This is a genomic window from Paenibacillus sp. An7 (genome assembly GCF_009870785.1).
Taxonomy (GTDB): Bacteria; Bacillota; Bacilli; order Paenibacillales; family Paenibacillaceae; genus Paenibacillus.
The window spans coordinates 25,585-52,431 of the sequence record NZ_WTWX01000009.1 but is presented as its reverse complement, the minus strand read 5'-3'; the positions used below and the strand labels follow the sequence as shown (position 1 = coordinate 52,431).

Annotated in this window: 26 protein-coding genes and 1 other annotated feature; of the genes, 8 read left to right on the top strand and 18 right to left on the bottom strand. The window is 42.2% G+C overall.

Annotated features, from left to right (window positions below):
• Nucleotides 1-35 precede the first annotated feature (35 nt).
• From GQY27_RS12350 to GQY27_RS12295, 12 genes are all read right to left on the bottom strand, one after another.
• Nucleotides 36-1,667: a putative polysaccharide biosynthesis protein gene (locus GQY27_RS12350; protein ID WP_160034772.1), complete on the bottom strand. Its 1,632-nt coding sequence runs from the start codon at nucleotides 1,665-1,667 to the stop codon at nucleotides 36-38.
• A 51-nt stretch (nucleotides 1,668-1,718) separates the two neighbouring features.
• The gene (locus GQY27_RS12345) at nucleotides 1,719-2,204 is read right to left on the bottom strand and encodes a DUF456 domain-containing protein (protein WP_160034770.1); all 486 of its coding nucleotides are present in this window, start codon (nucleotides 2,202-2,204) and stop codon (nucleotides 1,719-1,721) included.
• Between the two features lie 7 nt (nucleotides 2,205-2,211).
• Nucleotides 2,212-2,964, bottom strand: a complete 753-nt coding sequence (locus GQY27_RS12340; RefSeq protein WP_442950903.1) for a Cof-type HAD-IIB family hydrolase — start codon at nucleotides 2,962-2,964, stop codon at nucleotides 2,212-2,214.
• Nucleotides 2,965-3,187: 223 nt separating this feature from the next.
• Nucleotides 3,188-4,069 carry a metal ABC transporter permease gene (locus GQY27_RS12335; protein WP_160034767.1) on the bottom strand — a complete coding sequence of 294 codons (882 nt, stop codon included), beginning with the start codon at nucleotides 4,067-4,069 and terminating at the stop codon, nucleotides 3,188-3,190.
• A 12-nt stretch (nucleotides 4,070-4,081) separates the two neighbouring features.
• Nucleotides 4,082-5,011, bottom strand: coding sequence for a metal ABC transporter permease (locus GQY27_RS12330; RefSeq protein WP_160034764.1), 930 nt, complete (start codon nucleotides 5,009-5,011; stop codon nucleotides 4,082-4,084).
• Between the two features lie 5 nt (nucleotides 5,012-5,016).
• Nucleotides 5,017-5,823, bottom strand: coding sequence for a metal ABC transporter ATP-binding protein (locus GQY27_RS12325; protein WP_160034762.1), 807 nt, complete (start codon nucleotides 5,821-5,823; stop codon nucleotides 5,017-5,019).
• 29 nt (nucleotides 5,824-5,852) lie between these two features.
• A complete protein-coding gene (locus tag GQY27_RS12320; protein ID WP_160034759.1) occupies nucleotides 5,853-6,809 on the bottom strand; it encodes a metal ABC transporter solute-binding protein, Zn/Mn family in 957 nt (318 codons plus the stop codon).
• A 246-nt stretch (nucleotides 6,810-7,055) separates the two neighbouring features.
• Nucleotides 7,056-9,086 (bottom strand): peptidoglycan D,D-transpeptidase FtsI family protein, encoded by a 2,031-nt coding sequence (locus GQY27_RS12315; RefSeq protein ID WP_160034757.1) that lies wholly within the window; start codon nucleotides 9,084-9,086, stop codon nucleotides 7,056-7,058.
• Nucleotides 9,087-9,213: 127 nt separating this feature from the next.
• Nucleotides 9,214-11,247, bottom strand: coding sequence for a peptidoglycan D,D-transpeptidase FtsI family protein (locus tag GQY27_RS12310; RefSeq protein ID WP_160034754.1), 2,034 nt, complete (start codon nucleotides 11,245-11,247; stop codon nucleotides 9,214-9,216).
• 179 nt (nucleotides 11,248-11,426) lie between these two features.
• Nucleotides 11,427-13,493, bottom strand: coding sequence for a peptidoglycan D,D-transpeptidase FtsI family protein (locus GQY27_RS12305; RefSeq protein WP_160034751.1), 2,067 nt, complete (start codon nucleotides 13,491-13,493; stop codon nucleotides 11,427-11,429).
• A 39-nt stretch (nucleotides 13,494-13,532) separates the two neighbouring features.
• Complete coding sequence (locus GQY27_RS12300; RefSeq protein ID WP_160034748.1) at nucleotides 13,533-14,684, bottom strand: transglutaminase domain-containing protein; 1,152 nt, start codon at nucleotides 14,682-14,684, stop codon at nucleotides 13,533-13,535.
• A 41-nt stretch (nucleotides 14,685-14,725) separates the two neighbouring features.
• Nucleotides 14,726-15,160, bottom strand: a complete 435-nt coding sequence (locus GQY27_RS12295) for a hypothetical protein (RefSeq protein WP_160034746.1) — start codon at nucleotides 15,158-15,160, stop codon at nucleotides 14,726-14,728.
• Nucleotides 15,161-15,341: 181 nt separating this feature from the next.
• On the opposite strand from GQY27_RS12295, the gene GQY27_RS12290 reads away from it, so the two are divergent.
• Both GQY27_RS12290 and GQY27_RS12285 read left to right on the top strand, forming a co-directional pair.
• Entirely contained in the window at nucleotides 15,342-16,493 is a 1,152-nt protein-coding gene (locus tag GQY27_RS12290; protein ID WP_160034743.1) for an MFS transporter, read from the top strand.
• A 174-nt stretch (nucleotides 16,494-16,667) separates the two neighbouring features.
• Nucleotides 16,668-17,024 carry a toprim domain-containing protein gene (locus GQY27_RS12285; protein ID WP_160034740.1) on the top strand — a complete coding sequence of 119 codons (357 nt, stop codon included), beginning with the start codon at nucleotides 16,668-16,670 and terminating at the stop codon, nucleotides 17,022-17,024.
• A 50-nt stretch (nucleotides 17,025-17,074) separates the two neighbouring features.
• Here GQY27_RS12285 and GQY27_RS12280 read toward each other — a convergent pair whose 3' ends face one another.
• Both GQY27_RS12280 and cyoE read right to left on the bottom strand, forming a co-directional pair.
• Complete coding sequence (locus GQY27_RS12280) at nucleotides 17,075-17,686, bottom strand: SCO family protein (RefSeq protein WP_236570586.1); 612 nt, start codon at nucleotides 17,684-17,686, stop codon at nucleotides 17,075-17,077.
• A 221-nt stretch (nucleotides 17,687-17,907) separates the two neighbouring features.
• Nucleotides 17,908-18,840, bottom strand: coding sequence for a heme o synthase (cyoE, locus tag GQY27_RS12275; RefSeq protein WP_160034737.1), 933 nt, complete (start codon nucleotides 18,838-18,840; stop codon nucleotides 17,908-17,910).
• 314 nt (nucleotides 18,841-19,154) lie between these two features.
• Here cyoE and GQY27_RS12270 point away from each other — a divergent pair, with 314 nt between their 5' ends.
• Nucleotides 19,155-20,144 (top strand): metal-dependent hydrolase, encoded by a 990-nt coding sequence (locus GQY27_RS12270; protein ID WP_160034734.1) that lies wholly within the window; start codon nucleotides 19,155-19,157, stop codon nucleotides 20,142-20,144.
• Nucleotides 20,145-20,298: 154 nt separating this feature from the next.
• On the opposite strand, the gene GQY27_RS12265 is transcribed toward GQY27_RS12270, so the two are convergent.
• A complete protein-coding gene (locus GQY27_RS12265; RefSeq protein ID WP_160034732.1) occupies nucleotides 20,299-20,517 on the bottom strand; it encodes an alpha/beta-type small acid-soluble spore protein in 219 nt (72 codons plus the stop codon).
• 121 nt (nucleotides 20,518-20,638) lie between these two features.
• On the opposite strand from GQY27_RS12265, the gene GQY27_RS12260 reads away from it, so the two are divergent.
• On the top strand, nucleotides 20,639-20,821 hold the full coding sequence (locus tag GQY27_RS12260) for a hypothetical protein (RefSeq protein ID WP_160034730.1): 183 nt from the start codon (nucleotides 20,639-20,641) through the stop codon (nucleotides 20,819-20,821).
• A gap of 3 nt (nucleotides 20,822-20,824) precedes the next feature.
• Here the strand turns inward: GQY27_RS12260 and trpS are convergent, their stop codons facing one another.
• Nucleotides 20,825-21,805, bottom strand: a complete 981-nt coding sequence (gene trpS / locus GQY27_RS12255) for a tryptophan--tRNA ligase (RefSeq protein WP_160034727.1) — start codon at nucleotides 21,803-21,805, stop codon at nucleotides 20,825-20,827.
• Between the two features lie 68 nt (nucleotides 21,806-21,873).
• Nucleotides 21,874-22,119: a binding site (T-box leader), on the bottom strand.
• Nucleotides 22,120-22,305: 186 nt separating this feature from the next.
• Between trpS and GQY27_RS12250 the strand changes: the two genes are divergently transcribed.
• Both GQY27_RS12250 and GQY27_RS12245 read left to right on the top strand, forming a co-directional pair.
• Complete coding sequence (locus GQY27_RS12250) at nucleotides 22,306-23,283, top strand: aldose 1-epimerase (RefSeq protein ID WP_160034725.1); 978 nt, start codon at nucleotides 22,306-22,308, stop codon at nucleotides 23,281-23,283.
• Between the two features lie 223 nt (nucleotides 23,284-23,506).
• Nucleotides 23,507-23,722 (top strand): alpha/beta-type small acid-soluble spore protein, encoded by a 216-nt coding sequence (locus tag GQY27_RS12245; RefSeq protein ID WP_160034722.1) that lies wholly within the window; start codon nucleotides 23,507-23,509, stop codon nucleotides 23,720-23,722.
• Between the two features lie 99 nt (nucleotides 23,723-23,821).
• Here GQY27_RS12245 and GQY27_RS12240 read toward each other — a convergent pair whose 3' ends face one another.
• Together GQY27_RS12240 and GQY27_RS12235 are read right to left on the bottom strand one after the other, a co-directional pair.
• Nucleotides 23,822-24,226, bottom strand: coding sequence for an O-methyltransferase (locus GQY27_RS12240; protein WP_160034720.1), 405 nt, complete (start codon nucleotides 24,224-24,226; stop codon nucleotides 23,822-23,824).
• A 209-nt stretch (nucleotides 24,227-24,435) separates the two neighbouring features.
• Nucleotides 24,436-26,232: a M3 family oligoendopeptidase gene (locus tag GQY27_RS12235; protein ID WP_160034717.1), complete on the bottom strand. Its 1,797-nt coding sequence runs from the start codon at nucleotides 26,230-26,232 to the stop codon at nucleotides 24,436-24,438.
• A gap of 159 nt (nucleotides 26,233-26,391) precedes the next feature.
• Between GQY27_RS12235 and GQY27_RS12230 the strand changes: the two genes are divergently transcribed.
• Nucleotides 26,392-26,586: a YycC family protein gene (locus GQY27_RS12230; protein WP_160034714.1), complete on the top strand. Its 195-nt coding sequence runs from the start codon at nucleotides 26,392-26,394 to the stop codon at nucleotides 26,584-26,586.
• A complete protein-coding gene (locus GQY27_RS21745) occupies nucleotides 26,583-26,819 on the top strand; it encodes a hypothetical protein (RefSeq protein ID WP_160034711.1) in 237 nt (78 codons plus the stop codon). The genes GQY27_RS12230 and GQY27_RS21745 overlap by 4 nt, the downstream gene beginning before the upstream one ends.
• The last annotated feature ends 28 nt before the right edge of the window (nucleotides 26,820-26,847 follow it).

Here is a 26,847-nt window from a genome sequence, read left to right as displayed (position 1 = left end):
ACGAAGCCCTTTAAAGAGCTATCGTTCTTTATACCTTATCCTCTGCTGCCTTGGTTATTACCTCGCTGTAATCTCATCAAAGGCCCAAGCACCTTCTGAATGATCCGCGGATAGTTCGCAAGCTCGTCCTGACGAAGTACGCGCATCGCAATAAGCAGAACAAAATAACTGATGACTACCGCAACTCCAACGATGATACAGTTTATTAAAAATGCCACTCTTGCAGGCATCATATCTACCATAGACAGCCCAAGCTGATGAAGTCCATATCCAATCGCACTGGAAATAATAACGGTAATCAGAAAGCCAATCCATCTCTTACCGAGAATGGAGAAAGCAACTGTCTTTTTAAGTACACGAATGTTGAGAATTGTGATCACAAAGAAAGCAAGACCCGTTGAGATAATGATTCCATAGATTCCAAAGAACTGAGCAAGGATAAAGCTGGACAACAACTTCACCATAATCCCGATAAACACGGTTACCATGGTGATTCTTGGTTTACCGATACCCAGTAGAATGGAGTTGGAAGTCATCATTGTAATTTGAAAAATCGTCCCGAACGTCAGTAAAGCAACAATTCCGCTGCCATCCAAGCTACTAAACAGGAGACCATTAATTGAATAAGCAGCTACACAGAGAGCAATAACCATCGGCATCCCTGTCATAATCGCGATCCGCATAGCGAGGGTCACTTGATTACGCAGATGAACTTCATCTTTCCTCGCGAATGCTGCCGAGATAATAGGGATCAATGATGTACTGAGTGCAATCGCCAGGATCGGCGGAATTCCCGCAACAGGCTGAGCCCGGTTGGTCAAAATACCAAGTATTGTCGTAGCCGTGTCTGAGCCGACCTGACTGCTGATCAGGGGTTTAATAATGGATGAATCAATAAAGTTAACGGCGGGTACAGCTAATGATGACAATACAATCGGTATAGAAAGTGTGAAAATATCACGATAGATCCGAGATAACGGAATTCGCGCCGTTTGCAGATCATGGAGACCAAGTTCTCGGTCTTTTCGAATCTGTTTCCGAGTAAAATACAGCATTACTGCGAATGCACCGACACTGCCGAGCACTCCCCCGAACGTTGCACCTGCTGCAACCTCAGTATCTCCATATCCTGCTCTTAATAGGATATAAGCAAGCAGGATTGCCGTACCAACCCGTGCAAATTGTTCGACAATCTGCGAGATTCCGCCTGCTGTCATGTTGTTGCGACCTTGGAAGTAGCCGCGCATCATGGCAATCGTCGGGAATAATAATAGCGCCGGAGCCAGTGCACGAATGGCCAAAGCCGACTCCGGAACTTGGGCAACATACGTTGCGTAAAACGGAGCGAGTGTCCATAGCAGTATCGTCATAACAATCCCAGCAAATGCGGAGAAAATAAGAGCCGCTTGATAAATTCGTTTTGCTTCCGCAGGTTTATCCAGCGCATAGCGCTCGGAAACCATTTTGCTGAGCGTACTCGGAATACCTGCGGTGGCCACCGTAAGCAGCATTAGGTATACACTGTTCGCCACCCCGAAAGAGGCGTCCCCCACATCTCCAAGCAAGTGTTCAAGCGGAACGCGCTGGACAAGCCCAAGCAGCCGGGCAACAAGAGCTGCCACAGCAAGGATAATCGTACCCTTGATGAATGATTCCTTTTTAGACAAGACGTAATTCCCTTCTTCCTTCCCCCGAACGAAACGTTTAGGAACCTAATTTTAATTAACTGTAATCCAAATAAAAAATATAATCACCATAGCTACTTGCAAGATGATCTTCATGACGGTACTTGCAAATAAACCTAACACCGAACCAAATCCAACTTTGGCGGACTTTTGGACCGTCGATCCGCCAATCAGTTCCCCGACAAAAGCGCCTAAGAAGGGTCCAATAACAAGTCCAAAGGCCGGTATAACAAAAGGTCCGATAATGACACCAATGGTACTGAGTGTGGTCGAGAGCTTTGAACCTCCATATTTCTTGACGCCCCAGGCATTAACGACGTAGTCTGCAACAAACAGCACCACGACGATTAGTGTCTGGATTATCCAGAACCAGACTCCAAATGATTCGAATCCGAAGAACCATCCATATACAAAAAAGGCAAAGTAAATGGCGAGAGCACCAGGCAGAATAGGGAAAATCGCTCCCGCAAGTCCAATCGCAAATAATAGAATAACAAGAATCCAACCAAGGATTGTCATCAGGCGATTATGCCTCCTTCAAAATATAGTCTCGTATCACTTCCACAATTCCATCTTCATTGTTCGTGCCGACTACGAGATCTGCTGCTTCTTTTACCGTTTCCTGTGCATTCCCCATTGCGACTCCAAGACCTGCTGCCTCAATGACAGCAAGATCATTCAGACTATCGCCTACCGCAACTACCTCTTCCATTGTAATTCCGAGCAGTTTACATACTTCCTGAATCCCGCTGGCTTTAGAAATACCCGCCGGATTAATCTCGAGGTTCGTTGTTGAAGAATTCGTAATCTGAAGACCACCCAAATCTTGAAGCTCCATCAAAATCTGATGGCGGACATCATTATCTTCGGTTGTATAACCGAATTTCAGCCACTCATGATCGTAAATGGAATCCACCCAACGCTCACTGTTAAACAACTTATCTACCGAATAAGCCCAGAACCAGCAATTATGCTTAATCGCGATCTGATGCATTTTAGATACAAGTTCTGGATCAAGCAAGGTTCTTACATGCAGCTCATTCGGTGATTTCCATACTTCGCTTCCGTTCACGGTAACCATCGGTGTATCCAGGCCAAGTTCCTGACCATAAGGAAGCGCATGATGAGCAGCACGTCCTGTAGATAGGCATACATGTATACCCGCTTTCATTGCCTTATGAATCCAGCTGGACGTCTCGTGAGAAATTTCATGTTCATCGGTTAGCAGCGTGCCGTCCATATCTAGCGCAAGTAATTTATATCGATATTGATTATTCAAAATAAGTTTCCTCCTTTTTGTTCTCTTATCCATCCATTCTTTATCTTTATTGTTCGTTTATGAATCACAATACATATCGCATTTTATCATAAACTAGGAATTGCAACAAAAGAGGTTTACATGGTTTAAGTCATATGTAAGACATGTAAAAAGAGCAGGCGGCCTCACCTGCTCTTACCTATGATATTATTTTATTGCTATGCATTTCGTATTATATTCCATATTACAGCTGTACTTCCCTGCTTCCCCTGCCTCGCAGGAATCTCCGAACGACAACACCATGAAGCGGCGAGAACAGAAAAGCAAGTACGAATAACCCTCCTGCCGAGGCCACCATGCACCCCGCAATCGAAGCATCAAGCAAGAAGGCCATATAATATCCAGCAACGGAACTTGCTGCTCCGATGAGAACACTATAAGTCAGCATGATCCCAAGGCGATCCGTCAATAGATAGGCTGTTGCCGCAGGAACAATGAGCATCCCGACAACGAGAATAGCGCCTACGCTGTCAAAAGATGCAACCGAAGTCATGGAGACCATTCCCATGAGTAAATAATGAAAGAGTGCCACCGGAATGCCGCTTGCTGCAGCAAGTGCTGGATCAAAGGAGCAAATTTTGAATTGCTTATAGAATAAAGTTAGTAAGACCAATATGACAAACAGGGTGATCCCAAGCATCCATACCGCCCTTGGTCCCACATCAACACCGCCCAAAGCCAGCTGATCCCACTGAACATAAGCAATTTCTCCAAAAAGTACATGGTCAAGATCAAGATCAATATTTTGTGCATTCAAGCTAATCAAGATAACCCCTGCGGCAAAGAGCGCCGTAAATACAATCCCAATCGAGGCATCGGACGATAGACCGCCCCCTTGTAACATTTGAATGAGAAAAACAGCGATGAGTCCAAAAGCAGTAGCCCCCGCCAAAATCCACAGCGACTCACGGCCGCTGATGAGAAAGGCAACTGCAATCCCTGGCAGCACAGCGTGACTAATCGCATCTCCGACCATTGCCATCTTTCTAAGCACTAGAAAAGTCCCGAGAAGCGCGCAGGCGGAGGAAACCAGTATTGCGGTGAGTATTATCCAAAGTCCTGACATGATGATCCCCCTCTACTTCCTGATCTCTGCCTGCGGCTTACTTGACTGCTGATGATATGCTGTCCTTACTCTCCGTTCACGAAAGGCTCTTGCAATCCATCCTCTATCAGGAGCAAAAAGAACAGAGATAGCAAACAATCCGGTGGCAACGAGTACGGTTACCGGTCCTGTAGGCAAATCGGGTGTAGTTGCACTAACCACCGTACCAATCACTCCGCTAAGTGCTCCGAATAATCCAGCCAGTGCAACCATTAGACCCAGCCGGTGTGTCCAATATCTAGCCGCTGCAGCGGGAGTAACGAGAAGTGCAGCAACAAGCACCACACCCACAATCTGAACACCTGCTACGACGGCAATTACTGTAAGGAACAGCAATAGCTGCGCAAGTAACCCAGAAGGATACCCCATTCCACTAGCAAATCCCGGATCAAAACTAATTAACTTGAATTCTTTAAATAAAAGACAACATACAACAAGCAGAAAAATAGAAACACCAAGCATCGTATAGACATCACTTCTAACCATAGAAGCCGCTTGACCAAACATATACTTATCCAGTCCGCTCTGACTTCCATAATCCCCGTGCTGAATGCGGGTTAACAACACAACTCCTACTCCAAAAAAAACGGACAATATAACTCCAAGTGCAGTGTCTTGTTTTATACGGGAATACTTCGTTATGACTGATATTCCGACGGTCGCAATCATTCCCGAAACGAGTGCCCCCAGCATAAATAAGAAAGTTGATTTTACCCCGCTTAGCATAAAAGCAATACAGATCCCTGGGAGAGCAGCATGGGCTAACGTATCTCCAATTAGACTTTGCTTACGAAGATAAGTAAAGGAACCCACCATTCCGCTGCTAAACCCAAGCAGCATTGAACCAAGCATGATCCACCTTGCATTGGGGTCTGTCATAATGGAGAATATCCAGGTCATCATACATACTACTCCTTCCACTTCTCTGTAGCGGCTGACTGACCAATCATAGCAATACGGCCGCCATATGTTTTTTGAAGCATCTCTGATGTAAAAGTAGTTGATGTTGGACCTGCTGCCACTAACTTTCCGTTCAGCAGTATGACATGATCGAAGTATTCCTCTACTGTAGCAAGGTCATGATGAACGACAAGCACTGTCTTCCCTTGTTCTTTCAGTTCGCTCAGCAAGGCGATGATCGCTTTCTCTGTTGTCGCATCCACGCCTGCAAAGGGTTCATCCATGAAATATATATCCGCATCCTGCGCAAGGGCTCTTGCCAAGAATACACGCTGCTGCTGTCCGCCGGACAGCTGACTAATCTGACGGTGGCAGAAATCAGCCATGCCTACTTTTTTCAGACAATCCATTGCGATTTCCTTTTCTTTCTTCCCAGGTCTCTTAAACCAGCCCAGTCTTCCGTACCTCCCCATGATCACTACATCAAGGGCATTCGTTGGAAAATCCCAATCCACGGATTCTCGCTGGGGTACATATCCAATTTTTTTGCGCTGTTCTTTATAGAGTTTTCCATAGATTTTGACTTCCCCACTGAGGGAGGGCACTAGACCCAGCGCTGCTTTGATGAGCGTGGACTTTCCGGCTCCATTCGGTCCTAATATTCCTATTAATTTTCCTTCCGGTACAGAGAATGTGATGTCTTCAAGCACCGGTTTTTTATGATAGGCCACGGCCAGATGCTGAACAGAAAACGGGAATTGCTCTTGATTCGATTCTGTTTCATTCACAGTGTCTTTCTGTCTTAAAATGCCCATCTTCTCCACTCCTCTTATCCCTGCGCATCCTATTTCAAAGCTTCCACGATCACCTTCGTATTATGTTTTACCATACCGATATACGTTCCCTCTTCGGTTCCTTCTTGGCCCATCGCATCGGAGTATAATTCACCGCCAATCGTAACTGTATGTCCTTTCTCTTTTGCCCCGGCTACGATCGCTTCCATCGCTTTAGGTGAAATACTAGATTCTACAAAGACCGCTTTAATCTGGTTGTCTACAAGAAAATCTCTCAGCTCACTAACATCGTTTACTCCATATTCGGCAGAAGTGCTGATTCCTTGTAAACCAAGTACTTCAATATCGTAAGCCTGACCAAAATAGCCAAAAGCATCATGTGCAGTGACGAGTACCCGAGAAGCTTTCGGAATGGATGCAATATTTTCGCTGACTTCTTTGTGTAAATCTTGCAGCTTGGCTATATACGCATCCGCCTGGTCATTATAGTCTTTGGCATGTTCCGGATCTGCCTGAGTAAGAGTGTCCCGAATTGTACCCGTAACCTGTATCCACTTTGTCACATCAAACCATACATGAGGATCCGCCTCCTCCTTATCCCCATAAGGAACCATCAGCAGCTCGCTTTCTGGAATATCCTTCGTCACTTGAGTCACGGTCTTAGACTTGCCTAGGTTGAGTAGAATATCAGACATCTTTCCTTCAAGATGCAATCCGTTATATAAAATGAGATCCGCTTGTTCCAATTTTTTAATATCTCCTTGAGAGGCTTTATACAAATGGGGGTCCACTCCTGGTCCCATTAGCCCTGTTACTTCTACATGATCTCCGCCAACTTCTTTAGCAGCATCTGCAATCATGCCTGTTGTAGTCGTGATTTTTAGTTTCCCTGTCTCTTCATTCCCCCCCGCTTTACTTGATGTACCACCGCATGCTGTTAAAGCCAGTATTGAACTCATTACGACAAAAGCTATAAGCATTCGGTCCCATTTCCTCTTTTTTTTCATTGTTCACTCTTCCCTTCCGCAAGTTAATTGGGTGATCTTAGGTGATAATAGGTGGTTTCCATCCCGGTTTAATTATTTACCTGGTACAAGTTGTTTACCCCACTGCAATTAATTTATATATGCACAATTAAGTTTCCTTAAGGCAAATTTTATGGGAGACAAAGTAAAAAAGCAAGAGAAATTTTCTCTTGCTTGTCTAAGTTTTGGCTGAAATACACTATAGCCTATATATAAATACACCTATCTTTATTTCTCTTCGGTTGCCTTCTGTTTCTTAGGTGTGCCATCCAAACCGTAATACATATCATATGCATCGAAGATTTTACGAGCAATCGGGGCAGCACTGACCGATCCGAAGCCGCCTTCTGGGATCATAACGGCGACCGCAAGTTTTGGATTTTCACGAGGAGCAAAGGCAATGAACACTCCATTATCGACTCGTTTTCTGGTTCCTTTATAGAATATGTCCTGCTGAGATGTACCGGTTTTCCTAGCAAAATCATAAGGAAATCCATCAAAACTTGTCCCCACATTGGTTGCCATCGCACTGCGAATCAGATTCCAGTTCGCATCACTAAACTTCACTTCATTCAGTACCTTTGGCTCTATTTTACGGATGACATTGCCTTCTGAATCTCTAATCTCGCTGACAATATGAGGTTCCATACGTTTTCCTTTATTTGCAAGCATGGCTACGTACTGAGCAAGCTGCATGGTCGTATATTTTCCCTGCTGTCCAAAAGAGGCGAACGCGAGCCGTGAGAGAGCTGTTTCCTTTTCGTTCTTATATTCTATATTTCCTCGGTATTCATTGGGTAGATCTACCCCAGTTTCTACCCCAAGCCCAAACTTTTTCATATATTCATCCCAGACTTCGATCGCCTTGCTGCTGCCGTAACGTTCCCAAAGCCCTTCCCCAATCAGATTCACCATAAAAGCATTGGATGATCTTCGAATTGCCTCACGAGGTGTCAAACTCCCCATTACTGAACCGCCTGAGTTACCTACTCTGCCATCACGTCCAAATACAGCATATCCCTTGTCTTGATACACGGTTGATGGGCTGATGAGTCCTTCTTCTAATCCTATGAGAACACTCAGAGGTTTAATGGTTGAACCCAGCAGAACGACGGATTCTGTTGTGTTGGTTTGATCTGTAGGAAAAAAAGAACGAATCGTACCGTTTTGGTACACATTTTTTATTTCGTTATATACTTTAGGAGTAACACTCCCATTCTCCCATACATTTGTATCATAATCGGGCATGCTTGCCATAGCTATTACATTTCCCGTATCCACTTCCATCGCTACTGCGAAGCCCATTCTTGCATTTTGTGATTCCTTTCTTCCACTCGTACGCAGCGCTTTAATCTGATCTGTAATAGCCTGTTCCGTTATCTGCTGCACATCTTTATGCAGATTTGTATATAGATCGTTCCCTTTTTTAGGCGGCACCAGCTCCCCTGGACCTGTTGGCATATTACGCATATCTACTGGTATTAGCTGATAGCCCGATTCTCCGCGCAGTTCCTCCTGATATTGTAATTCAAGCCCGCCAAAGCCAACATTCTCATTCTCTTGATAAAAAAGACCTGGATTTTCTAGACCCACTTCTGAATTATGTTCACTAATCTTCTTATAGAAAGGATCATCCTTGGCTCCTTTATACTTAAACAGGTATCCAACGGTTTGCGTAGCAAGTGTATCTTTATGATATTTACGCACCGTTTCTTCAATGATTTGAACCCCTTTAAACTGATCTTTATTCTGTAAAAAGTAGGCTACTTCTTTATCTGATAAATTGCTTTTGATGAGACGTGGAACATAACCTCCGAATTTGGAATAGTTAAGATCAAGGCTCTCGGTAATCTGCCCGGCAGTGATTTCCGGGGCATCCTTGGCTCCATATTTTTTGAAAATATCTGCTATTTTCTCGGCCATCAAATTCATTTCAATTCTTCCCGCTGCAGGAATCCCGTTAGACAATCCATAATTCTCATATAAAGAAATATATAAAGAATGCGAGGGCTCTGAATAAGCGAGTGGGGTATGAGTAGAATCATAGATCGTCCCACGGATCGGCATCATGGGTACTGCTCTTTTATTCTCTCCTCGTTCTAGATTCACCAGTTCCTCCCCTTCCACAAACTGTATAAATGCAAGTCTTACGATAAGAACACAAAATAAAATAAAAACAGCGAAAAAGGAAATATTCATACGAAAAGTCCGTCTCCGCTCAATCTTTATATTCTCTTCGTCCTGTTCATAACGATTCATTCGTAGTCCCCCCATAGATAAAACAACAACTGTACATATACTCTAATTATACCAACATTTACCACTATTGTACAAAAAAGAAGACGCCCTTTGCTTTTATGCAAAAGACGTCTTTCTTATCAATCTACTATTCATTCTGTGAAATTTCTTCAGGATCTTGCGGGTTCCCTTTTGGAACCCCATCGAGACCGTACACTTTATCATAAGCATCAAATATTTTACGAGCAATAGGAGCTGCGCTGCTGGAACCAAATCCACCTTCTGGAATAACGACAGCTACAGCCAGTTTCGGATTATTACGCGGTGCAAAGGCAATAAACACACCATTATCAATCCGGTTTTTTGTCCCGTTATAAAAAATATCCTGCTGCGAAGTACCTGTTTTCCGAGCAAAATCATATGGGAAACCTGAGAAGGCCATATCCACATTGGTTGACATTCCGCGGTGAACTGTATTCCAGTACTCGTCTGCAAAATCCACTTCATTGAGTACCTTAGGTTCAATCTTCTTAACTACATTTCCTTCCGAATCGCGAATCTCTTTGACAAGATGTGGTTCTAATCTTTTTCCTTTGTTAGCAAGCATCGTTGTATACTGAGCAAGCTGCATAGTCGTATACTTCCCTTGCTGTCCAAAGGATGCAAAGGCAAGCCGGGAAAGAGCTGTTTCCTTTTCATTCTTATACTCGATTTGCCCCTTAAATTCACGCGGTAAATCTACGCCTGTCTCAACGCCTAGACCGAACTCTTTCATATGCTGATCCCAGATATCAATACCTTTACTTCCGAATTTGTTATACAGTTTTTCACCGACCATATCCACCATAAACGCGTTCGAGGAGTGCTTAATAGCTGTATCTGGGAAAAGAAGACCATACACATGATTCTGTGAGTTTCGTACTCTAGAGTCGTCTCGACCAAAAAGGGCATACCCTACATCTTGATAAGCCGTATTGGTACTGAATAGTCCTTCTTTTAAACCAATTAATACACTAAGTGGTTTAATTGTAGAACCTAAGAGAACCGTTGATTCCATCCGTCTTCTCGAGTCATCCGGCGGGTACGATTCTGTTGTACCGTTACGATAAATGTATTTGATTTTGTCATAATCCCATTCATCATTGGGGTCATAATCCGGCATACTCGCCATTGCCACAATATTACCTGTATCTACTTCCATCGCAACAGCATAACCGGTTGTTGCATTAGGATGTAATTTACCAGAGACAGGATTTCGATGCAGCCAATCGAGCTGATCCATAATGGCTTGTTCCGTTTCCACCTGAATATCCTTATTAATGGTAGATACAATATCTTTTCCTTTTTCAGGGGCCTGGATAACAGTTCCTTCTTCTGGAAGATTCAGTGGATTGATTGGAATTTGACTATACCCTGCTTTACCACGAAGTTCATCCTGATACTGCATTTCAAGGCCGTCTACACCAACAGACTCCAGTTCCGAATACACTAGCCCTGGTTCGGTTTGATCTTTGTTCGTTTCATCTATTTGTTTATATTTCTCTAGTGTTTTTGAGGTCTTAAACGTTTTAAGATAGCCGATGGCCTGAACAGCAACTGTATCCTCATCGTACTTTCTTACCGTCTCTTCGATTACGCTGACGCCAGGAAACTCTTTTTTATGCTGCAAAAAATAAGCAATTTCTTTTTCTGATAAGTTACTTTTAATCAGCCTAGGTGTATAACCATGCGTTTGCCGATAATTAAGGTCCATTGCCTTTTCGATATCAGCTGCAGTTAATGTTTCCGCGTCTGGGTCTTTATACTTCTCAAATACTTCAGCAAGACGCTCAGCCATCTCCAATGCCTCTTCATGGTTTGGATTTACTGAACCGTCTGTCGGCTTACTATAGTTCTTATATAAAGTAATATACAGTGACTGAATAGGCTCTGAATAAGCAAGTTTTACCTCACCCGTAGAGTCAAGTATGGAACCCCTTACCGGAAGCAGCGGTATATTCTTAGTCACACTGCCGCTTTCCTGCTGTGCGAGCTCTGGCCCTTCTACAAACTGAAGCACAGCAAGCCTAATGATAATAATAGAAAAAATAATAAAAGAGCTAAAGAAGAAAAAATTCAGACGAAAACTAAATCGGCGCTTATTAGACAGTTCTTCCTTTTCATGATTTTGCTGCTGAGTCATACCATACCTCACTTTTCTTTCTGTTCCATAGATATCCTTTTTCATTCTACCACAACTGTGTTCCAAATTTCTCTTTTGCTGATTACAATTTCGTCATAAAACGACAAAACCGCGTGCGCCTCAATCACATGGCACACACGGTTTTTGTCATAACATATTGCATATGGATATTTCACAGCCTATTCAGCAGAATTATCTTGTTCGGAAGCATCGCTCTGATCTTGTGAATCTTGAATTTTGGGTGTTCCGTCAAGTCCAATATACTGATCGTAAGCATCGTAAATTTTACGTGCAATAGGCGCTGCACTGACAGAACCAAATCCTCCTTCAGGCACCACAACAGCAATCGCAAGTTTCGGGTTATCTCTAGGAGCAAATGTAATAAAGACGCCGTTTTCTACCAGTTCACCGCCTACACTTTGCTGAGATGTTCCGGTTTTGCGAGCAAAATCATACGGAAACCCCTCAAATCCTTGAGCATTACTATTCATCCCTGCTTTGATTTCATCCCAGAAAGAAGAATCAAACTCAACGGTGTTTAGTATTTCTGCACCAAATTCTTTTACAACATTACCTTCTACATCCGTAATCTTGCTTGCAATTTGGGGTTTCAGTCGTTTTCCTTCATTCGCAAGCATGGCCGCATACTGAGCAAGCTGGAGTGTTGTATACTTCCCTTGCTGCCCAAATGAAGCATAGGCAAGCGCTGATTGCGAACTGCTATTCTCAGCTTCATTTATATATTCGCGCAGACCAGACTGCTCATTAGGTATACCGCTCTCTGTCGATACCCCTAGCCCAAATTCCTTCATATATTTATCCCATACATCAACGCCATCTGCGCCATACTTCTCATATAATTTATTTCCGACCATTTCTACCATGAATGCATTGGAAGAATGTTCAATAGCTAATGCAGGGTCAATCAAACCGTAAGCGTGACTCCCCGAATTTCGAACGGAAGTTTCATAACCTTTCTTACCAAACTTCCCTACCCCCACATCATTATATAAAGTAGAAGTCGTAAATAGATTTTCTTGAAGACCAATGAGAACTGATAACGGCTTAATAACGGAACCGAGCAGCACGGTGGAAGATGGGTGTTTATAACTCTCTTCTTTGCTGCTGTAGGATTGATACACTTCACGAATGGCGCCATTTGAAGCATAAGGAGCAATATTATTAAGTTCTTCTTGTGACATGCTTCCTTTTGTCCAAATGTTTGGGTCATAGTCAGGCATACTCGCCATGGTTACGATCTTGCCTGTGTCCACTTCCATGGCAACTGCAAATCCCGTTTTGGCGTTTGGAGCTTTAATACTAGAATTACTTGTTGTTTGCAAATATTCCAATTGGTCCATGATTGCCTGCTCAGCAGCCAACTGAACATCTTTATGAATAGATAACCATACGTTATTCCCTTTTTTAGGAGCTGTAATTTCTGCTTCACCAGAAATTTGATTTTGTGAGTTCACTGGGAAGGTCTTAACACCTTTCGTCCCTCTTAACTCCTCTTGAAACATAAGCTCTATACCATCATATCCGACTTCCTCATCATCCAGATATTGAAGCTTAGGGTCGGTTTCTTCCTTGGCCTTCAGATAATAACCGAGTCCATAATCCGGATCAATTACGGAACGGAATGGTTTCATATATCCTACCGTTTGTACGGCAACGGTATCCTCGTCATAACGTCTCACATTTTCTTCCACCACTTCTACGGTTGGAAACTTATCCTTATGGGATAGAAAATAGGCGATTTCTTCGTCAGTCAGATCTGTCTTGATTCTTCTCGGCGTATATCCGTAATTCTTGCGATAGGATATATCAAGAGCTTCCTCAATTTCATCTTCTGTCATTGTTTTGCTCGAATCACCATACCGGTCAAAAACATGCTTGAGACCCGAAACCAGTTCTTTTAATTCGTCTTTGTTTTCTTCACGGGTGTAGTTTTTATCTAAACTCACATACAAAGACTGAGTTGAGGTCGAATAGGCGAGCCGATTCTCACCCGTAGAGTCGAATATCGTTCCCCGAATGGGTGAAAGAGATACACTTTTCGTTGCGACACTTGCTTCTTCTTTTTTTAGCGTAGGACCCTGAACCAGCTGCAGATATGCCAGCCTGATGATCAATGCACCAAAGATCAAAAAGGTTGCCAGGAAAAAGACATTAAGCCTGAAAGTAAATCTCTTCTCCTTTGCAATCACTTTTTTCATATACGGGTCTGTTCCCTCTTTGCTCATTCCAAAACTATCCTTTCTAACTACGGTTTAACAAGTACATTATAAGGACTGATCTTTGATATGGGTGTCGTAGAAATTAGATGGATTGAACCAATTCCCACTATTCGCCCAAGTTGGATCAAGAGGTACCCACTCATCTGTTTCGCTTAAATACACTTCGTTCCAGGCATGAGCACCGTATCCGCCTTGTCCATTATATCCAAGACCTGTAATGACTTTTACATCGAGTCCTTCTGATCGGGCCATAACCGCGTATAGCCTTGCATAGTCAATGCAAACCCCTTTCATCGTTCGAAATGTATCCTGCGGTGTTTGCTCATTCCAGATGCCTCTTTGCTCGTAGTCCTCTACTTTACCGTAATCATACCCAACACGAGTACCTACCCATTGATAGAGCGCCTTTGCTTTTTCTTCATCAGTGACTGCATTCTCTGTCACTTTAGAAGCTGCTCCTTCGATATCCTTAGGGATACTCCGATCAATCACCTCATATCTTCTATGCATCATGCCAGTTAGTTCATTCTTTGCCGCTTGGGTAATGACAGGAAGCCGTTCCTTAATCAGCGTTCCCGAGAGCGGTTCAATTACTTTCTTGGCACCCTGCTGATACAAAGGGGATGATTCCACATAATTGCTGAATGTACTTCCCGGGTATAGACTCACTACTATAAATAACAGTGCTATTACCAGTATGCTTCTCGCTATACCGACAACAACTCCGAAAGCAGCACCAAGAAGGCGGCTAATCATTCCTGGGTCCTTACGAGATCTGGCATTTGTCCTACCTAGGCCAAGCCCTGTAAGCAAACTACCAATTACAGAAAGAACAAAACGTATCACTGCATAACTAATCATAAAAAGAACAGCAAATCGCATTAACGGAAAATCAGTCAGCCCGGTAATGGCAGTATAATAAATTTGCTCCCATACTTTCAAATCTCGATTAGGAATGTTCTCACTGTATTGTGCTAGCCACGTTTGAACCATTGGAGATAACTTCATGGAGAGGAAAAAAGCACTAGCTAGACCGATGACGGTAAACATCCCTTCCGTTATCAGGTTTACCAGCGCTCCTGCTGAGCGTGAAGCTCCTCTTGCAAATCCTTGAATCAGTGAAACAAGGAGAATGACCAATAGAACAAGCGTGACCACATTTCCGTTCAATAGGCTATCGATCCATGATTCGAACATGTTTTCACCCCTGTTATACCTATACTTATATTTATCTTTATTTAGTTTTGTGCGGTTTCCATGTACTGTTTCACAGCGGCATTATTAATACTCCATTCACCTACAGATACACCGCGCAGACTTACTTTCACTTTATCTTTACCTTGTTCTCCTGTAACTTCCACATTAGGGCTCGTAATCGTAAACGTCCCGTCCTCGTGAAGAACATAAGTAGCTTGCTTCGCTTCGTTCTGCATTAGTTCTTGTGCCTCTGTTTTCACCGTTTCTACAGTAGACGAACTTACATCCGTAACCACATCTTTGATCTGGTCTAAAGAAACACCGCTGTATATGATCAGTGCGGCCACAATTACAAGAACGATAGCCCACTTGAGTACCGTCTTAAGCACATTAATGACGATAAACAACAATATCAAAGCAACAATAATAACCAGCCAATTTTGCTGAACGAACTCTTTCCATATTTCTAAATCCATTATGATCATCCACCTCCCGAACTCCATTGATATGAGTTCCCGAATATTATACATGATTACCTTTACTGCTGTCAGCTAAGCACGCGTTTACGCAAAAATACGGTATAAGACTGTCCCATTAGGCGTACAAGTATATCATACGATGTTCTAGCTATATATTGAAATGGGAGGTGCTGTTTCCTTGAAAACGGCCATATGGCTTTATTTATTTCTTTTTTTAGCCTTCTTTGATTTACATGCTCAGTATCCGATTCTTACGCCTTTTGCAATTTCATTAGGCGCAGCTCCCACCTTTATTGGTTGGATGATGGGGATTTATTCCTTAACTCATCTACCGGGAAATCTGATTGCAGGCACAAAAATCGATAAGCACGGAAGCAAGCGTTATATTATTTTCAGTCTAACGACCGCTGGAATTCTATTGTTGCTTCAAGCCTATGTTGATACCCCGTGGCAACTGCTTATTTTACGGGCACTCAGCGGATTTGTTCTTGCCTTTCTCTCTCCTGCCTGTATGACTCTGCTTGCTCAGTTGTCGTCTGATCCAACTACGCAAGGAAAGTATATGTCAGGACATGGTGTAGTCCATACACTGGCTTCTGTGGTCTCTCCCGCAGCGGGCGCCTTCATTGTTGCAGGTATTGGCTTTTCCGGGACTTTTCAGATTCTTGGGATTTTACTGGTCATCACTGGTCTTATGGCGTTTTTCACCATACCTGCTGTGAAGGAAGCCAGTACGCAGAGTGCCAAAGTGCTGCCTCCTATGGAAGGTCGTTTTCTTCCCATATCTTGGCGTTATTTTGTTTTACCGCTAGTTATCGCATGCTCTCAAGGCGTTCTTTTCTTTGAACTCCCTCTAAGAGGCAGCGGATCAGCTTCCATTTTATCAACAGGCCTGCTATTCTCCATCATCAGTTTAGGAGCACTCACTACACTCAGTATGTTGTTCCTCAATCGTTATTCGACAAAGCTTCGTCTTGCGGCAGGCGTATTACTGATGGCAATCAGCTTCTTTCTGCTGGCTTCTGTACCTGAAATGCCTTTGTGGCTTGTCCTCTATGTCCTTGGTACATCCAAAGGAATCATATTCCCGGCACTAGCGACCATGTTTGTGCAGTTAAGTGGCGGAGCCAGGCTTGGGCGGATTTTCTCCATTCAGTCCATTGCCACTTCATTAGGTTCTTTTGTAGGTCCCATTGCCGCCGGGCAGATTCGAATGGAGATTTCCCCTTACTTCCTAGCTTTCCTTGTCCTCATGATCGGTCTGTTATTCTTACCTTTTTCTAAACAGGTACGCACTGCCGCACTTACTCCGGAACCAAAACACATCTAATAAATAAGACTCTAGGCAAACGAGCGGCGACTAGTTTGCCTACAATCTGAGATCAGTCCAATCATAGACTGATCTTTTTTGCATGAAATCCTTACTTTGCGATAAAATAGAACATAAACATTTCCCGGGGAATTTCGAGTCCATACGCGAATAAAACAAGAGGTGAAGCATACGATGCCGATTCATGTCATTGTCGAAGGCAAAAATGATCGCAGCAAACTCCGTCGGTTGTTACAACCCGATATTTCTATTTTGTGCACGTATGGAACACTGAACAGCATGAAGCTGGAAAAACTTCGTAAACAGATTAAATATGATGAAGTTTATTTGTTTATGGATAATGACAGTTCTGGAAAACGCATTCGAGGTGAACTCAGAGATACCTTCCCGGATGCAGAACATATTTATACAAGACGAGGTTATGCTGGGGTGGAAGGTACGCCTGATGAGTATCTTATTGCCCAGTTAGAAAAAGCAGGGCTTGATGAATACATTATCTATCCTGACTTCACCAGCCATTTTGATAAGTAAAAAAAGCTGTTCCTTTTAATGGACACAGCTTTCTCAATACATAGATAAACTTATTCACTCACTACATTCCTAACGTCTCTTGCAATGATCTCCGGCGCAGCTTCTTCTGTATTAGAGGCATTATAGATTTTGCGGATATTGTTGTCCTGATCTACTAATGCAATAAGATTAGCATGTACGAAATTATCCACACTATTTCCTTCAATGAGAATTTTGAATGATTCTCTTGCTAACTGCTTTGTCTCTTCTGCATCTCCTCTTAGGAAATACCATCCAGAATAATCTGCTTTGAACCGATCTGCGAAAGCTTTGATGGTTTCTCTCGTATCCACTTCCGGATCAAATGATATGGAAACAAAAGAAGCTTTCTTGCCAAACGTTTCATCTTCCTTCAGCAGTTCCTGAACCTGAGACAGGCTGAAGGTCGTTACCGGGCATACATCAGGACAACTTGTAAAATAGAAATAAAACAGACGTGTCTTCCCTTCCGTATCCTCTAGAGAAACCTTGCTTCCATCTACATTCTCCATTGAGAAAGTTTCTACTTTGCCTAACTTTGGATACTCCTCTTTTCCAAAATCGAGCGAATTATAAATGAGATAACCTGCCATCACTGCTGCGATCAATAGTAAAATCCAAGTCCATATGTACTTTTTAAAAATCAAGAAGATCCGCTCCTTCTTTCATAAATGGTTATTCCTGATGAATGCACCTATAGGTATTATAAAATCAATCCAACTATGTAACAATTTTGAAGTTATAGAGTAAAAAAAGGAGGAGGCCATCCGGTTTGGAGCGGGTCTCCCTTTTATTTCATGATTAATGTAAAGTTCCTTGGTGTAATAAAAATAGATATCGTTTTTGAAACATCGTCTGTTTCTGCTTATTTATGAACTGTATCTAGAATCATAAGAAGGAAACTAATTGTTAGGTAGTTAATGGAAAAGAAAAACATTTTTTTGGCCCAGGCATCGGTATCTTTTGCTTTGAAACCTTGGAAGCCGTAAAATAACCATATGAGTGACAGGATTAGCGAAACAATCATAAACACAAGACCTGTGTAATTGTACACATACATGAGAATGGGAACAGGAACCAGAAGGATTAGATAAGGAATCATCTGAATTTTTGTACGTTCAATCCCTTTGACCACAGGAAGAAGCGGATATCCTGCAGCACGGTAATCTTCTACCCTGCGAATCGCCAGTGCCCAGAAATGTGGTGGCTGCCATAGAAACAACAAAGCAAACAATAGTAGAGCGCCAAGATCAAGTGTTCCTGATGCAGCTACATATCCGATAACGGGTGGTACCGCACCGGAGAATCCGCCTATGGATGTACTCCATGTAGATGAACGCTTGAGCCATAAAGTATAAATAATGACGTAAATGAACATCCCAAAAATACCAAGGACGCCTGCAAGCCAGCCGGAATAGGTAAACAAAACAAGAAGTCCCAGAATTCCTAAACTGACCGCATAAGTAAGCACTACCTTCGGGCTAAGTTTCCCAGTGGGTAGTGCGCGATTACGAGTTCGTTCCATTTTTTTATCTAATTCACGATCAAAATAATTATTGAACACACAGGAAGAGGCCATTACGAGCATTGTTCCAATCATGGTAATAATCATTCTTAAATAATCAACATCCCATTGAGATCCAAGCCAAAAACCACCAAATGCTGCAACTAGGTTTGTTCTCAGGATGCCCGGCTTTGTCAAAACTACAAAATCTTTCCATGTTACAGATTCTTGCGGGGGCGTAGGCCGTGCAGGAATAGCTGCTGTATCGGAAGATGCCTGATATCTATTATTCACGCTTGTAAATCCTCCTTACGATAACGTCTTATTGGAGAAAAAATTATTGCCTCCGATATAAATTTTATCATAACAAGTAAGGAAAGTCTTTGACAAAGATCACTCAATTATGAATAGGCTATGACAAATTTCCTATTTGTGAGGTAAGTTATTGGAATATCATAACCCTTTATGTCAAAATACGATCATTCTATCTTTTTTTACTTGAATAGAGATCTTATAAGCAGGGAATTAAATAATTAAATATCTTCAGAATACAAAATAACAAATTCCATAGAATTTATGATTCGATTATCAAAAAGGAGAGTACCTACATGGATACAGCTACACATTTTGTTATGGGCTTTGGTCTTGCTGGCCTAAGCTTCGTTGACCCTGTCGTGGCCTCAAATCCAGAACTGGCTGTTGCTGTCATGGTTGGCACCGTTGCAGGATCACAAGCTCCCGATCTTGATACGGTTCTTCGAATTAAAAAAAATAATGCTTCCTATATAAGGAATCATCGAGGAATAACGCATTCAATCCCCTTTCTATTTATATGGACAGCGCTGATTACCGCCGTTATTTCCTTGATATTCCGAGACGTACCGATCCTCCATGTTGCCTTATGGACCGGAATAGCCGTATGTGTTCACGTATTCACCGACGTATTTAATACATACGGAACACAAGCTATGCGTCCTTTTACAGAGAAATGGATTTCGTGGAACATCATTCATATTTTTGATCCGGTTCTCTTTACAACCCATGTGATCGCTATTTTATGCTGGTTCTTTGGGATTTTCGATCCTGCACCCACTTTTATTGTCTTATATTCATTCTTGGCTCTTTATTACATCTGGCGCACACTAGTTCATTATTCCAAAACAAAACAAGTAAGAAAGATGGATACCTCATCAGCACCTGAAGATAAGTATTATGTTATCCCTACGATTCATTTAAATCGCTGGCATGTGGTCAAAGCTCACAAAGACGGCAGCTACGAAATCGGGAAATTAGATGGACATCTCCTCGTTTGGAGTAAGCACGCTGTTTCCTCAGATCATCCTGCTGTTGAGATTTCTAAATCTCACCCAGACATTCAGGCATTTCTTTATTTCACCTCTTTTGCTGTTGCAGAAGTTGAAGAATTAAGTTTTGGTTATTTTGTTCGATGGGGAGATGTAAGGTATCGGCATCGTAAACAGTACCCTTTTGTTGCTTGTATGGTCATGGACAGAAATTATGAACCGATCAGCACTTATGTAGGTTGGCTTAGTGAGGATAAGATGGAGAAAAAATTGTCCCTTGGCTCTCACACCTAAATATCAAAAGAGAAACGGCCTCCCCCCCCGGAGGCCGTTTTTTATGCTTGACGTAATATACCGCTTTCATGCAAAATCAGCTACATAGGCAACACAAAAAGCTTGGACGGTAGATATACCGCCCAAGCCCACTATTTTGATTGTTGAATTACATCTATTTGCTTTGACCGGACAATTGCTGTTCAGCAATTTGTACCAGACGTTTTGTGATATATCCCCCGAGTGAACCTGTTTCGCGGGAAGTGTAGTTACCGTAGTAACCATCCGCCGGAATTGTTACGCCCAGTTCTTGAGCAGCTTCCATTTTCAGTTGTTGAAGTGCAGCGTTCGCTTGTGGAACTACCAAATTGTTAGAACGAGATCCTGATGCCATGTGTGTAATCTCCTTTCGCTTCGCGCGTAATATGTGCTGTTGCAAGCTTGCAAGATTATTATGGCTCTCTCTCGAAAAGCTATACTTCTTTTTAAAAATATTTTTCTGGAGGTACGTTCACATGAGTAAAGGTCTGTCTCTTTGGTTTGCCGCTTCTTCTATTATATTACTTATCGTCACTGCAGTTTCACTTAGCCATTCCTTATGGTTAGCTCTACTTTTTAGTATTTTAGCCATCTGTAATATTGGTTGGGGATTCGTCATTAAGGCAAAAAGGAATCGGGCTGAGTTTAACCGGTCTTAAAGTTTAGACAACAAAACCCATCCGTTTCTTCACTTCTGTCAGATTTGCAGTAGCGATCTCTCTTGCTCGCTCAGCAGATTCATTTAGAATGCGCATGAGTTCATCAGACTCACGAATTTCACGGAATCTCTCTTGCATCGGTTCAATAACAGAAACCACCACTTCTGCAAGTTCCTTTTTGAAAGCCCCATACATCTGTCCTTCGTACTGTTTTTCAATCTCTTGCAGAGAGAGTCCGGAACATTCGCTGTAAATACTCATTAAATTACTGATCTCCGGTTTGTTTGCAGGATCGAATCGAACCGTACTGTCCGAATCTGTTGTTGCACGGCTGATTTTTTTACGAATATCTTTAGGTGTATCCAAAAGCGAGATATAGCTTCCTGGATTTGGGTTGCTTTTACTCATTTTCTTAGACGCATCATCCAGTGACATAATCCGTGCTCCGACTTTTGGTGTATAGATCTCAGGAATCGTAAAGAACTCTCCATAACGACGGTTAAATCGCTGAGCAAGATCTCTTGTCAGTTCCATATGCTGTTTCTGGTCATCTCCAACCGGCACAAGATCCGCATTATAGAGCAGAATATCAGCTGCCATCAAAGAAGGATATACAAAAAGTCCTGCACCTACGGATTCTTTGCCTGCTGATTTATCTTTAAATTGCGTCATCCGTTCAAGTTCACCCATCGCTGTCAGCGTGGTCAGCATCCATCCGAGTTCTGCGTGCTGAGGTACATGAGATTGCAAGAACACATTCGCTTTCTTCGGATCGATTCCAGCTGCCAAGTATAACGCAGCAACGTCTTTAGATTGTTCGTAGAGCGCAGCAGGGTCTTGTGAAACCGTAATAGCATGCAAGTCTACAACTACAAAATTACAATGATATTCGTCTTGTAACTTAACGAAATTTTTCATTGCCCCAATATAATTCCCTAGCGTTAGCTTTCCACTAGGTTGAATACCCGAGAATACCGTTTTCATTTTCTATTCCTCCTACAATTCATATCCTTCAAGAATATAACAAAATACAAAAAGGCCCCACATCCCGTGAAAGGGACGTGAGACCGTGGTGCCACCCTAATTCGCTGCTTATTAGAACATAAAAACACGCATAAGCAACCTTATCTTCCTTAACGCGGATTAGTCGTCCTGACCTACTAAAGAAGCATCGCTTCTCGTTAAGTCGGGCTCTCCAGGGTCCATTCAGTCAAAGTCAGCAACACCGATTCGCATCAACCATCGGCTTTCTGCAAGTTGCCATCACTAAGCTTACTTATCCCTATCAACGATTATAAGTTATATACTTGCCTTATCATAATCATGATAAAGTTCTAATGTCAACATGAAATATGAGAAGCAAAAAATACATAAATTTCATTCGTGAATCTCAGGTGCCTTTTTACTACAGATACAATTATCTGTTATGATAGACTTACGTGTAAGATGTTTAAGATCTTTCGTGGGAAAAGGAGCAAAAAAAGATGAAACAAGTGACCAAAGGGCTTTGGAACGGCTATGACACCTATATTTTGCACAGTCGTGATCTTGAAGTCACCCTGCTACCCCGCCTCGGTAACAATATTATATCCATTTATGATCGTATTCAAAACCGGGAAGTCGTTCGTAAACCTGACGAACAGGATCTCGCTTTTTATCTTCAGAAACCTTACCATTTTGGTGTTCCGATGCTGATCCCCCCGGGGCGTATCCACCTGGGTCACTTTGAATATGAAGGCCAAGAGTATCAATTTGCTCAAAATTCCGTAAATAATAACCATATTCATGGACTTCATCGTACACAGCCTTGGTGCGTCAGTGACATAGAAGAAGATGACGATGGATGCACCGTAACAACGGAGTTGAAGACAAGTGAAGATGAACTCTGGATGAAGCATTTTCCTGTTCCTATGACATTCTCAATGACCTTTAGACTGCAAGGTTCTACTCTGACACAACAACTTCGTGTAACCCATCAAGGTGATTATGCAGCACCGTTTGGTATGGGATATCACACTTGGTTTATGCTTGATGAAGAACCACATCGTTGGAATATTAAACTTCCGGTAAATGGAATTTATTCGCTAAATGATGAATTACTGCCAACAGGCGATTTAGAGGACTTAGGTTCTCTTGCCAGCCTGCCCAATGGAATAAATCTCGAAGGACAGAATTTAGATACCATATTTAGGTCTAATCGAGAACAAGACACTGCTTATCTAACGCGTAATGATGGTTACGCCATTAAATATACAGCGAATAAGGATTCTTTTTTACATTGGGTGTTATTTACCAAAGGGGAAAGCAGTGATTATTTGTGTATCGAACCTTATACTTGGTTGCCCGATGCTCCAAATATGAAGAGAGATGCAGACTTCACAGGACTCATACATATGGAGCCAGGTCAGACCGTTGAACTCTTAACACAGATTGAGATTGTTCAGCCTCCTGATTCAAATTAATAAAAAGCATATGTTACAAACAGACAGCTGATACAGCTGTCTGTTTGTGGTATATACCTTCAAACCCTTAAGACTCACTGATATTAAGCTATTTGTTTTTACCTCAGGAATTACCCTCGAAGTTTCTTCTTCATTTCCACTTGTTACCTGCTACTTTTTTGAGTATATTTTCTCTTCCATAAACCATACTAATCTCACAAAGCACAAAAGGAGGTGACAACACATGGCATCAGGATCTCGTTCTAATAATTTGGTAGTGCCACAAGCGAATGCTGCACTTCAACAACTGAAATTGGAAGCAGCACAAGAGCTGGGCGTAACAATTCCTGCAGATGGTTACTACGGTAACTATACTTCCCGTGAGACTGGATCTCTCGGAGGTTATATCACAAAACGTCTGGTACAAATCGCTGAACAGCAATTGTCTGGTCGTCAATAATGTCGTTATTTTCTCATAAATCTAGCTAGGTTCCACGCGAGGAATCTAAGCGGGTTAAACGAAGCGGTCTTCTCTTTATAAGAGAGGGCCGCTTTGTTATTATGATGGATTTATTTGAATGTCTGTGTATGTAGTACGCGGGTAGCGAATCATTAAACTAGCCAAATTATAATTGGACTCTAAAGTTGAATCTACAACAATCATGTTATTTCTAACGGCAAAATCATAAGTAATTTCTCCATGTGTCCAGTGCTTTTTTAACTTTAGTGATTCCAGGGCCATAAGACGGAAAGAAGACCGCTGTGTTTCTGTAAGTCCCTTGGAAGAACTCTCCATCACTTTCTTCATAGGTACCGGATAATGCCTAATTCCGAATTTACCTATTACATTATTTCGAATTTGCACAAAAACGATTCCTGAATCAAGACCTGTAAGTTCCTCATCAAGTGCTCTAAAGACAATATCCAATTGTCTAGGTAGAGAAAGCTGATCAAGTGAGATCATATACACCATCCTCTTATACTTTTAGCCTATATAGGTATAGGGCCTGTGACTCAGTATATGTCAAATTTTTCTATTTTACAACAATTTTATGCGAAAAATAATGGTTTTTTTATTCTATAATCATATTTCGACAAAATTATGGCGAAAATCAATAACTTTAATGAAAAAAAGACCTCAGCATTGCTGCTAAGGTCCTATTTATTCGAAGTCTATTGCAGGTTTTCGGTCATATGAAGGAATTGCTCAATATCAGCGATACATAAGTCAGCAGCTCCCTGCCAAAAATCAGGTTTTGTTACATCCGTATCTAAATGTTTTTCAGCAAGTTCCTCTACGGTCATCCGGCCCGTATCCCGCAATAAATTGTCATATTTCTCAGCAAATGTGGCTCCTTCTTTTTGTGCCTGTGCATAAATCCCAGTACTAAACATGAATCCAAATGTATAAGGGAAATTATAAAAAGGGACTCCTGTAATATAAAAATGCAGCTTCGATGCCCAGAATGTAGGATGATAGGAACCAAGAGAATCACAGAATGCTTCACGCTGCGCCTCTTCCATCAACTCAGACAAATCAGATGCACTAAGAAGACCCTCTTTACGTTTCTCATAGAAACGTGTCTCGAAAAGGAACCGTGCATGAATATTCATAAAGAAAGCAACGGTATTTTGAATTTTTTCTTCCAGTAACGCAAGCTTCTCTTTTTCATCTGCTTCTTGGATCAGTGCATCTGCTACAATCAGCTCTGCAAAAGTAGAAGCCGTTTCTGCAACGTTCATAGCATAGCTTTGATTCAAGATCTCCATATCATCCATTACATGCTGGTGATAACCATGTCCGAGCTCATGCGCTAGTGTAGACACATTAGAGGCAGTACCTGCATACGTCATAAAAATACGCGTTTCCTTGCTTACAGGAAGTGATGTGCAGAATCCACCTGGACGTTTACCTGGGCGATCCTCTGCCTCAATCCAATGTTTATCAAAGGCCATCTGTGCAAAGTCAGCCATGCGTGGGCTAAATTTACGGAACTGAGACACAATACTCTCTGCTGCTGCATCATAAGTAATTGTTCCTGTAGATTCACCTATAGGTGCAGATACATCAGCCCAGGATAACTGCTCAACGCCGAGAAGCTTTGCTTTGCGTTCCAGATATTTTACAAGAGCTGGTTTCGCGCGCGTAATCACATCCCACATTGCATCAAGAGTCTCAGCAGACATTCGGTTAATCGCAAGTGGTTCTTTGAGAACGGAATCCCATCCTCTTCTCTCATATAGTTTCAAACGGAAACCACCGAGATGGTTTAGGGTGTCAGCACAATAGTCTGCTGCCTCACTCCAAGCTTTTTCCCAATTCACCAGCATCGATTCACGTACTTCGCGATTAGGGTGCTGTAATTTGTTCGCCGCTTGTCCCGCCGACAAGTATGTCGTTTCCCCATTCTCTTCATAAGGAACCCGCACTTTACTTACGATCGTGTCATAGAAATCTCCCCAACCGTGATATCCGTCCACTGCGAGATCAAGTGCTAAGCTTTCCAGTTCAGGTGCCATTTTTTCTTTTGCTTCTTGGCGGCTCTCATTCATAACAAAAGAGATGGGCATGATCTCAGGGCGCTTCATCCACCCTGTCCATACTTCGTCATCCGTTTGCTGAAGCAAGCTGTCAAACCTAGTCTTCACACTCGCTAACTGAGCATGCAGGGAAGCAATTCTGCCGGTGAGTTGTACCGCTTTTTTATCGTCTTGATTCTCTGCACCAAGGCAGGATACAAAGGCAGAGCCTTCTGACAATCGTGCAATAATATCTTGAAGCTGATCAATCATTCCATCATAAACATATGTATCTTCCACTGTCACAGGAACTTTTGCATCAGCCACTTGTGTGTTTAGACTTGCGATATCCTGCTCGAGTTGTTTAAGATAAACAGCAAAGGTTTCCGATGAGGAACCCCCGCTAAAAATTGTTTCCAAATCCCATGTTTGACGCAGTGTTTTACTCATACTTTTACCACCTTTTTTATTTATTTTTCAAAAAACATCGAGAAACAGGTTTGAACAACCCCTGTTCAAGGTGTATAACTAATACTATATCAGAATTATGCTTCTATTGATTCCAGTCTTTACCTAAATTCAATGTGTAACATTCAGGAGGAAATATAAATGAGACCTTTACAGATTTCTGCAGAGACAGCCGTTACGTTATCTAAAAAATTAGGTGTTCCTATTGAGCATCTTATGCATATGCCGCAACATATCTTGATGCAAAAGCTGGCTGAACTGGCTAAGGAAGAATCTTCTCCAGCAGCAGAGGATGCCGATATAAGTACAGACCAAGACAAGGATAACCATATATGATCCCATTTGAAAATACATGGCCCTATGACATTGTAATGGGTGACATTTATGTTCAGGAGTGTCCCTTCTGCTCGGCTGAGAATGTATTACTTCCGTTGAAACCAAAACAGCTTTCTTTAATACATGAAGGGAAGAAACACCTGCTTGTCTTTCCGTGCTGCAAAAACCGGGTAACATTACTCGATAACGATCAGGATTATCTGCTCGCTGATCAGCGTTTAAGATCCTTATGACAGAAAAGCACCGGTGAAAACTGGTGCT